Annotated in this window: 5 protein-coding genes and 2 pseudogenes; 2 read left to right on the forward strand and 5 right to left on the reverse strand. The window is 68.7% G+C overall.

What is annotated here, in order from left to right:
- Nucleotides 1-85: 85 nt before the first annotated feature.
- Both ACFE7U_RS03040 and recQ read right to left on the reverse strand, forming a co-directional pair.
- A complete protein-coding gene (locus ACFE7U_RS03040; protein ID WP_375408257.1) occupies nt 86-1,249 on the reverse strand; it encodes a hydrolase in 1,164 nt (387 codons plus the stop codon).
- 183 nt (nt 1,250-1,432) lie between these two features.
- On the reverse strand, nt 1,433-3,289 hold the full coding sequence (gene recQ, locus ACFE7U_RS03045; RefSeq protein WP_375408258.1) for a DNA helicase RecQ: 1,857 nt from the start codon (nt 3,287-3,289) through the stop codon (nt 1,433-1,435).
- A 101-nt stretch (nt 3,290-3,390) separates the two neighbouring features.
- Between recQ and ACFE7U_RS03050 the strand changes: the two are divergent.
- A pseudogene (locus tag ACFE7U_RS03050) lies at nt 3,391-3,498 on the forward strand (type II toxin-antitoxin system VapB family antitoxin); the annotation flags it as partial.
- 287 nt (nt 3,499-3,785) lie between these two features.
- Here ACFE7U_RS03050 and recF read toward each other — a convergent pair.
- The 3 genes and pseudogenes from recF to ACFE7U_RS03065 form a co-directional block, all read right to left on the reverse strand.
- Nucleotides 3,786-4,982, reverse strand: coding sequence for a DNA replication/repair protein RecF (gene recF, locus ACFE7U_RS03055; protein ID WP_375408259.1), 1,197 nt, complete (start codon nt 4,980-4,982; stop codon nt 3,786-3,788).
- A 233-nt stretch (nt 4,983-5,215) separates the two neighbouring features.
- A complete protein-coding gene (dnaN, locus tag ACFE7U_RS03060) occupies nt 5,216-6,337 on the reverse strand; it encodes a DNA polymerase III subunit beta (RefSeq protein ID WP_375408260.1) in 1,122 nt (373 codons plus the stop codon).
- Between the two features lie 200 nt (nt 6,338-6,537).
- Nucleotides 6,538-7,862 (reverse strand): annotated as a pseudogene (locus ACFE7U_RS03065) (MFS transporter).
- Nucleotides 7,863-8,052: 190 nt separating this feature from the next.
- On the opposite strand from ACFE7U_RS03065, the gene ACFE7U_RS03070 reads away from it, so the two are divergent.
- A partial coding sequence (locus tag ACFE7U_RS03070; RefSeq protein WP_375408261.1) for a phage holin family protein occupies nt 8,053-8,417 on the forward strand: 365 nt, incomplete at its 3' end.

Raw genomic sequence — 8,417 nt, forward strand, 5'->3', positions numbered from 1 at the left:
CCCGTTATTCGCAACCGTCCGGGCCGCCTGGACCGGGGCGAGCGCGAGCCCGGGATCGCTGGGCTGATGCCGGAAGGTCGGCCGCTCACCAGCCGTCGACTTCCATCTCCTGTCCCATCGGCTGAGCCTTCACGCTGCGCCAGCTCTCGATGAGCGCATGGACGGGCTCGGGGCCGGCGACGAAGCTGATGTAGTCGAACGTGTCCGGGCTATCGCTCGACATCAGCAGCTGGAAGTGCATCTGGAACAGGTTGAACCTGCGCCGGGAGAGGCGGTCCGCCTCGACGAGGTCGGGCATCCGCACGTGGAACTCCACGGGGCGATGGTGCTTGGGCGAGGGCAGGCCCGAGGCGCTCAGGGGGTCCCGCCTGTAGATCGAGAGCCAGTCCCACTTCGTGCGGATGTCGAGCCAGCCGATCGCATCGGACGCCGCGACCCGGGCGAGCGCCGCCCTCGTCGCCACGGCGTTCTCGTCGAGGGTGATCCAGGCGATGACGCTGCCGATCGTGACGAAGGAGACCGGCGTGCCGCGGCGCCCGAAATCCGGGTCGGCGGCCAGCACCCGGTCGAGCGCCTCGAAGCCGAAGAAGCTCGACGAGGAATGGCCGATGAGCACGATCTCGCCGGCCCGGCCTTCCGCGGCGCGGATCTCGGCAGCGAAGGCGTCGAGCCGGGCCTCCATCTCCGGGGCCTCACCCTTGGCATAGGCATGCGTGAAGGCGGTGTCGTCGACGAGGTGGGCCACGAAGAAGGGCTTTCCTCGGGTCACCACCATCAGGCCCGACAGGATGGCGTAGGCCACGACCGGAATGGCCAGGATGACGAGCGGCTTCGGGATCATGTCCCCGGCCCCGAGCATCAGGGCAGATGCCACGAGCAGGCTGAACGTGACGAGGCCGGCATAGATCAGGTGGATGCCGACGATGACGCGGTAGAAGCGGCGGGCCTCGCGCTTGTAGGCGCGCAGGTAGCCCGTCCGCCACAGGCGCCACCACAGGGCGATGGTCTCCACGATGCGGCGCCCGTTCGGGCGCGGGAAGCGGTCACGGACGATGTCCTCCCAGCGCAGCAGGGTATAGCGGGTCTCGCGGCCGGCGGAGTCGATGCGCCAGTCGAGCCGCAGCCCATCGGTCGAGCGCACGGGATCGCCGACCGCGATCGGCGTGCCGCGGCGCTTGGCCGTCAGGCGCGCCTCGCGCCGGAACAGCCCCCAATAGGTCTCCGGCTCGCGCGGATCGAATCCGGGCATGTAGAAGACCTGCCTCGGCGGGCTGTCCTCCGGCCGCGGCTCGACAGGCGAGGCGGCATGCGTCGTATCCTGGGAAATGATCCATCCGTCCGGTTGAAGCGTCGCCGTCGCGGGGAGGCACCGGCGGCACGCGGGACACGTCCCTACACGATCCGGCTACCACGCGACGAGGGCTAAACCACGTCAGGCCGAGGCCGCGGAGGACTCGCTGAGGTATTCGGCGATCGCCTCGACGAAACGCGCGCCATAAGCGTCGCGCTTGCGCTCGCCCACCCCGTGGACCGTCCGCAGGGCGTAGAGGTCCACAGGCTTGGTGCGTGCCATCTCGATCAGGGTGCGGTCGGGGAAGACCATGAAGGCGGCGATGCCCTCGGCCCGGGCGATGGTCGCGCGCAGGCCGCGCAGGTGCTGGAACAGGGCTTCCGTGGCCGGATCGAGGTCGAGGGCGGCGTCCTCGCGGGCCGGGCCGGCGCGGCGGCGCTCGCGTGCCTCGGCCGGGCGCGGTTCGGGATCGGGGCGGACCTGGACTTTCTGCCGGCCGAACAGGATCGCTTCGCCCTGATCGGTGAGGCTGAGCCCGCCATGCCCGTCGGCGTTCTCGGCCACCGCACCGGCGGCGAAGAGCTGGCGCAGGATCGCGCGCCAGGCCGGGACCGGCTTGTCGGCACCGACCCCGAAGGTCTTGAGGGCGCCGTGTCCGTTGCGGCGGATCTGGTCCGATTCCTTGCCGTGGACCACGTCGCAGACATAGGCCGCTCCGAATCTCTGGCCGGTGCGCACGATCGCCGAGAGCAGTTTTTGCGCGTTGACGGTGCCGTCCACGAGCGAGGTTCCGCTGCGGCAGAGGTCGCAGCGCCCGCATGGCTCGCTCTGTTCGTCGAAATAGCCGAGCAGCGATTGCCGGCGGCACAGGGCGCCTTCGCACAGCGCGATCATCGCTTCGAGCTTGCGCCGCTCGACCCGGCGGCGCTCGTCGGGCACCTCCTTCTCGTCGATCTGGCGGCGGCGCAGCGACATGTCGTCGAGGCCGTAGAGGGTGAGGGTGTCGGCGGGCAGCCCGTCGCGTCCGGCGCGGCCGATCTCCTGGTAATAGCCCTCGACGTTGCCCGGCATGTCGGCGTGGCAGACGAAGCGGACGTCGGGCTTGTTGATGCCCATGCCGAAGGCCACCGTCGCGGTCATCACGACGCCGTCCTCCTGCAGGAAGGTGTCCTGGTTCCGCATGCGGGTGCCCTGGTCGAGGCCGGCATGGTAGGGCAGGGCGTTGAAGCCGTCCTTGGCCAGCACTTCGGCGAGCTGCTCGGTGCGCTTCCTCGACGAGCAGTAGATGATGCCGCTTTCGGAGCGCCGGTGCTTGAGGAAGCGCTCGATCTGCCGAGTCGGCTGATCCTTCGGAGCGAAGGTGAGCCGGATGTTCGGCCGATCGAAGGAATGGACGAAGGCCTTCAGCGCGCGTCCTGCCGGAAACAGCCGCTCGGTGATGTCGGCCCGCGTCGCCTTGTCGGCGGTGGCGGTGAGCGCGAGGGTCTGGACGTCCCCGAGCGCGGTGCGGGCGCGGGCGAGGTCGCGGTATTCGGGCCGGAAATCGTGCCCCCATTGCGAGACGCAATGGGCCTCGTCGACGGCCAGGCGGCGCACGCCGGCCCCGCGCAATGCGTCGATCAGCCCTTCCATCATCAACCGCTCCGGCGAGACGAACAACAGGCGCAGGTCGCCGGCCCGGATCGACCGCCAGGTCTCGCGGGCTTCGGCCTCGGCGACCGTGGAGTTGAGGGTGGCGGCGGAAACGCCGAAGCCGCGCATCTGCTGGACCTGGTCGTGCATCAGCGCGATCAGCGGGGAGACGACCACGGTGAGGGAATGCTCGACCAGGGCCGGCAACTGGTAGGTCATCGACTTACCCGAGCCCGTGGGCATCACGGCGAACACGTCGATACCATCGAGGACGGCGCCGATCACCTCGTCCTGGCCCGGGCGGAAATCGTCATAGCCGAAGGTCGTCTTGAGGGCGCGCCGGGCTTCGTCGAGGCGAGAGGTCATGCGGTTTCTTTGACGGGTGCTGATGGGCTTTTCAATCGCCGCAGGGTTGCATTGCGACCGCGTAAGGATCACGCTGAGGGTATACGCGAACGGTGATCGGCATGCCCTTGAACATTCGCAGCGAGGACGTGAACCGCCTCGCGGAAGAGTTGGCATCGCGGGCGCGGGTGAGCAAGACCGAGGCAGTCCGCCTGGCGCTGGAGAACGAACTGAAGCGACGGACGAATCGCTCGCCGACTTGCTTGCACGCATCAAGCCGATCCAGGATTGCATCGCCAGCTATCCGAAGACCGGGCTCAAAGCGGACAAGGCATTCTACGACAGCCTCTACGAAGATTGATGGTCGTCGACGCCTTGGTCCTGGACTGAGGCTCAGCGCGCCGCGATCAAAACATGCGCCACGAGGGCGGCGATGCCGGGGCCAGGGGAGGCCACGGCGACGGCGTAGACCGAGGCGAACAGGAGGAGACTGGAGACAGGCATGGATTTTCGAGGGTCACGACGAGACGACCCGTCCCTCCGCCACCCTGATCACATCCGCCCGCCCCTCCAGCTCCGCGAACAAGGCCGGATCGGCCCCGGTCATCCAGACCTGGCCCGGCAGCGCCTCCAGCGCCTCGAACAATCCGGCACGCCGGCGCGGGTCGAGATGGGCGGCGACCTCGTCCAGCAGTATGATCGGGGCTAAGCCGCTCATGGCCTGGACCAGCCGGGCATGCGCGAGCACGAGGCCGATCAGTAGCGCCTTCTGCTCGCCGGTGGAGGCGGTCGCGGCCGGCACGTCCTTGGGGCCGTGTCGAACCACGAGGTCGGTGGTCTGCGGGCCGTTGAGGGTGCGGCCGGCGGCGCGGTCGCGGGCGCGGCCCTGTCGGAGAGTCTGGCGGTAGCGGTCCTCCGCCTCGATCGCCGGCCAGACCGCGACGAGGTCGTCCATGTCCCCCTCCAGCCGTACGCCCGCCCAGGGGAAGGGCTGCGCGTCGTCCCGGCCCTCCGCGATCAGGCGGTCGAGGCGCTCGGCGGTCTCGCGGCGGGCGAGCGCCACGGCGACGGCCAGTTCGGCGAGTTCGCGTTCGACAGCATCGAGCCAGCGGCCGTCGTCCGGGCGCTCTACGAGGAGACGGTTGCGCGAGCGCAAGGCTCGCTCAAGAGCGCCGACCCGTGCGCCATGGGCGGCATCGACGGCGAGCACCAGTCGGTCGAGAAAGCGCCTGCGATCGCCGGCCGGCCCGCGGAACAGACCGTCGAGGTCGGGCGTGAGCCAGACCACGCGGAGGAACTCGGAGAAGGCGATGGGGGAGGGGACGTTTCCCCCGTCGATCCGGCACAGCCGGGTGGCACGGCCGTCGAGGCCGGCTGGCTCGTAGCCGGTCCCGACCCGGTGCTCGTCCTCGCCGCTCGTCACGCTCATCGAGACGGCGAAGCCTCCGGGGCCGCCGCTGCGCGCCATGCCGGCAAAATCGGCCCGGCGCAGGCCGCGGCCGGGGGAGAAGAGGGACACCGCTTCGAGCAGGTTGGTCTTGCCGGCCCCGTTCTCGCCGACGAGCGCCACGAAGCGGCTCTCCAATGCGAGGTCGAGATCGGCATGGTTGCGAAAGTCGCGACAGATCAGGCGGGTGAGGCTTAGCCCGCCGCCCGATGCCTTCGGTCTTCCCTGATCGTTTTCAGACGCGACGGCGGACGATGCCCCGCTCATACCCACTCCGAACGATCGGATCGCCCGGGCGCGCTTGCCGGAACGCCCGGAGCGTCATCCGAAGGCGATACGGGATCCGGCGCAGAGGCCGGCTGCGTCAGCAGCTCGGTCCGACTGGCGTAAGCATGAGGACGCTTCGCGGCTTGTCGTTCCGGGTCCCGGATCGGGTTCCGCTTCGCTGCACCCGTCCGGGAAAGGGTGGAGGGAACCAAGGTCATCATCCGGCGAGGGTATCACACCCGCATCGGCATCAGCACATAGAGCGCGGCGGCACCTTCGCGGTCCTGGATCAAGGTCGGCGAGCCCGGATCGGCGAGCTTGAACAGGGCGGTGTCGCCCTCGAGCTGGCTCGTAATATCGAGGAGGTAGCGGGCATTGAAGCCGATATCGAGGGCGCTCGAGTCATAGTCGACGTCGAGTTCCTCCGTCGCGCTGCCGGAATCCGGGTTGTTGACGGAGAGCGCGAGGCGCCCTTCCTGGACGCTGAGCTTCACCGCACGGCCGCGCTCGGACGAGATCGTCGAGACGCGGTCGACGGCGCGGGCGAAGGGGTCGCGCTCGACGGTGAGGAACTTGTCGTTGCCGGTGGGGATCACCCGCTGGTAGTCGGGGAAGGTGCCGTCGATGAGCTTGGAGATCAGCACGACGCCGCTGGCGAAGCGGAAGCGGATCTTGGCCGGCGACAGGTCGATCTCGACGCTCTCGCCGCCATCCTCGACGAGCTTGATGATCTCGGCCACGGCTTTGCGCGGCACGATGATGCCCGGCATGCCACGGCTACCCTCGGGCGCGTCCAACTCCACGCGGGCGAGGCGATGGCCGTCGGTGGCGACCGCCCGCATCTTGAGCGTGCCCTCGACGTCGAGGGTGTGGAGATAGATGCCGTTGAGGTAGTAGCGCGTCTCCTCCGTCGAGATCGCGAACTGCGTCTTCTCGATGAGGCGCTTCAGGTCGGCCGCGGCGAGCGCGAAGCTGTTGGGCAACTCGCCCGCGGCGAGATCGGGGAAATCGCCCTCGGGCAGGGCGCCGAGCGAGAAGCGCGAGCGGCCGGAGCGGATCGTCATCTGGCCCGTCTCGCCGCTCGTCTCCAGGGAGACCTGGGCGCCGTCGGGGAGCTTGCGCACGATGTCGTAGATCACGTGCGCCGGCACGGTGGTGGCGCCGGCATCGGATACGTCGGCGGCGATCGTCTCCGTCACCTCGATGTCGAGGTCGGTCGCCTTGAGTTGCAGGCCCTCGGCGCCGGCGCGCAGGAGCACGTTCGAGAGGATCGGAATCGTGTTGCGGCGTTCCACCACCCGGTGGACATGGCCGAGCGACCGAAGCAGGGCCGCACGCTCGACAGTGACTCTCATCTCGAAAACTCGTGGTCTTTAGGAAAAGTCTTGGACAGCGTTCGCCGCAGCCGCGAGGGCGCGAAGGCGGGGTCTCAACTTGGCGAAGCGACCAGAGGAAGGCAAGGGGACGGCCGGGCCGGGGATCGGCCATCCCCCCGGTTCACCCGACGATGCGCCCAGTCCCCACAGACATTTGGGAAAAGATGCGCCGGGCAAGATCAACCCGCCTTCGGCTGAAGGGTGAGAGGCTGCACGTCGGCCGGCGCCTTGAGCAGCGCCTGCACGACGAACACCATCATCGCGCCGGCGGCGAGGCAGACGGCGAGGAACAGCATCGGCGCGAGGTCGCTACCGGTGGCGTCCTTGATCCAGGGCACGACGTTCTGGGCGATGAAGCCGCCGAAATTGCCCACCGAGTTGATGGCGGCGATGCCGGCCGCCGCCGTCGCCCCCTTGAGGAAGGTCGGTGGCAGCGACCAGAACACGGGCTGGCCCGAGAAGATGCCGGCCGCCGCGATGCAGAGGCAGGCGAACTGGAGACTCTGGCTCGGCACGACGACGCTCGCGACCAAGGCTGCCGCCGCGATCAGCGCGGGGCCGACGATGTGCCAGGTCTGCTCCCCCGTCCGGGCGGCGTGCCGGGGCACCCACCACAGGGCGATGCCGACTACGATCCAGGGGATGATGTTGATGAAGCCGTTGGTGGTGTTCGAGACGCCGAAACCCCGCACCACCGTCGGCAGCCAGTAGCTGAGCCCATAGGCGGCGAGCGGGAAGCCGACATAGAGGGTGGCGAGCAGCAGCACCCTGCGGTCGAGCAGCACCTTGAACGGGTTGCCGTGCTCGGCATGGGCCGACCCCTCCTCCTCGCGCGCCAGGGTTTCGGCAAGCCAGCGCCGCCCGTCGGCATCGAGCCAGCGCGCATCCTCGGGCCGGCTCGGCAGGATCACGAAGACGATCCCCGCCAGTACAACGGCCGGGATTCCGGTGGCGACGAAGACCCATTGCCAGCCACGCAATCCGAGAAGCCCGTCGAGGTCGAGGAGCATCCCGCCGATGGCCGCACCCACCGCGTTGGCGAGCGCACTCGCGATCATGAACCAGCCGATCATCCGCGCCCGGTGGCTCTGGGGGAACCACAGGGTGAGGGTGAACAGGAGCCGGGGAAGAACCCCGCCTCCGCCACCCCGAGCAGGAAGCGCAGCACCGCGAACATGGTCGCGTTCTGGGTGAAACCGAGCAGGATCGTGACGATTCCCCACGACACCATGATGCGCGCGAACCAGGCCCGTGCCCCGACCCGGGCCAGCATCACGTTGGCCGGCACCTCGAACAGGAGGTAGGCGAGGAAGAACAGCGAGGCGCCAAGGCCGTAGGCGGTCTCGCTCAGGCCGAGGTCTCCCACCATCTGGAGCTTGGCGTAGGAGACGTTCTGCCTGTCGATATAGGCGACGAGGTACATCAGCCCGAGGAGGGGCATCAGCCGGCGGGTGATCAGTGCGATCGTGCGCGTGCCGAGATCGTCGTCCCGTAATGCCGCCATCTCGCGCTTCCTCCGAGCGTCACCGCCGTGGCCGGCGATGGACGACCCTTTGGTTGATCTTTGTCTCGAAGCGCAACCTTAACCCCTCATCGGCGCCTTGCCCACCGGTTCTCCGCGGCCCGCCCGGAGATCCAGGGAACGCCGGTCCGCACGTCCCGTTGTGCCAGCGTGACAGCACCATGAGGGTTCGATGACAGCGCGGCCGCAGGACACGACATTCGCTCTCATCGGCCAGGCCCTGCGGCTCGGTAGCGAGCATCTGCAGCAGACGCTGGCGCTGGCCCGGATCGAGACCACCGGGAACATCCGCGCGATCCTCGGCCTCGTGACCCTCATCGGCACCGCGGTCCTGTTCGTGATCGTGAGCGTCTTCCTCCTGCTCATCGCCGTCGTGAAGGCGCTGGCGGTGGTGATCGGCTCCGAGGCGCTGGCGGCGGCCATCGTCGCCGCGCCTTTCGTGCTCGCCTCGCTCACCATGCTCTGGATCGGCCTGAGGTGGATGGCGTTGGAAAACCTGGAGCCCAAGCGCACCGAACGGCAGCTCGCCAAGGACGC

Origin of the sequence: uncultured Methylobacterium sp. (genome assembly GCF_964251405.1) — a bacterium.
Lineage (GTDB): Bacteria > Pseudomonadota > Alphaproteobacteria > Rhizobiales > Beijerinckiaceae > Methylobacterium.

Coding starts and splice junctions, on each gene's coding strand:
- recQ (WP_375408258.1), bottom strand. CDS start 3,289: ATGACCTCTCGCCTCGACGAAGCCCGGCGCGCCCTCAAGACGACCTTC.
- ACFE7U_RS03040 (WP_375408257.1), bottom strand. CDS start 1,249: ATGCCCGGATTCGATCCGCGCGAGCCGGAGACCTATTGGGGGCTGTTC.
- dnaN (WP_375408260.1), bottom strand. CDS start 6,337: ATGAGAGTCACTGTCGAGCGTGCGGCCCTGCTTCGGTCGCTCGGCCAT.
- recF (WP_375408259.1), bottom strand. CDS start 4,982: ATGAGCGGGGCATCGTCCGCCGTCGCGTCTGAAAACGATCAGGGAAGA.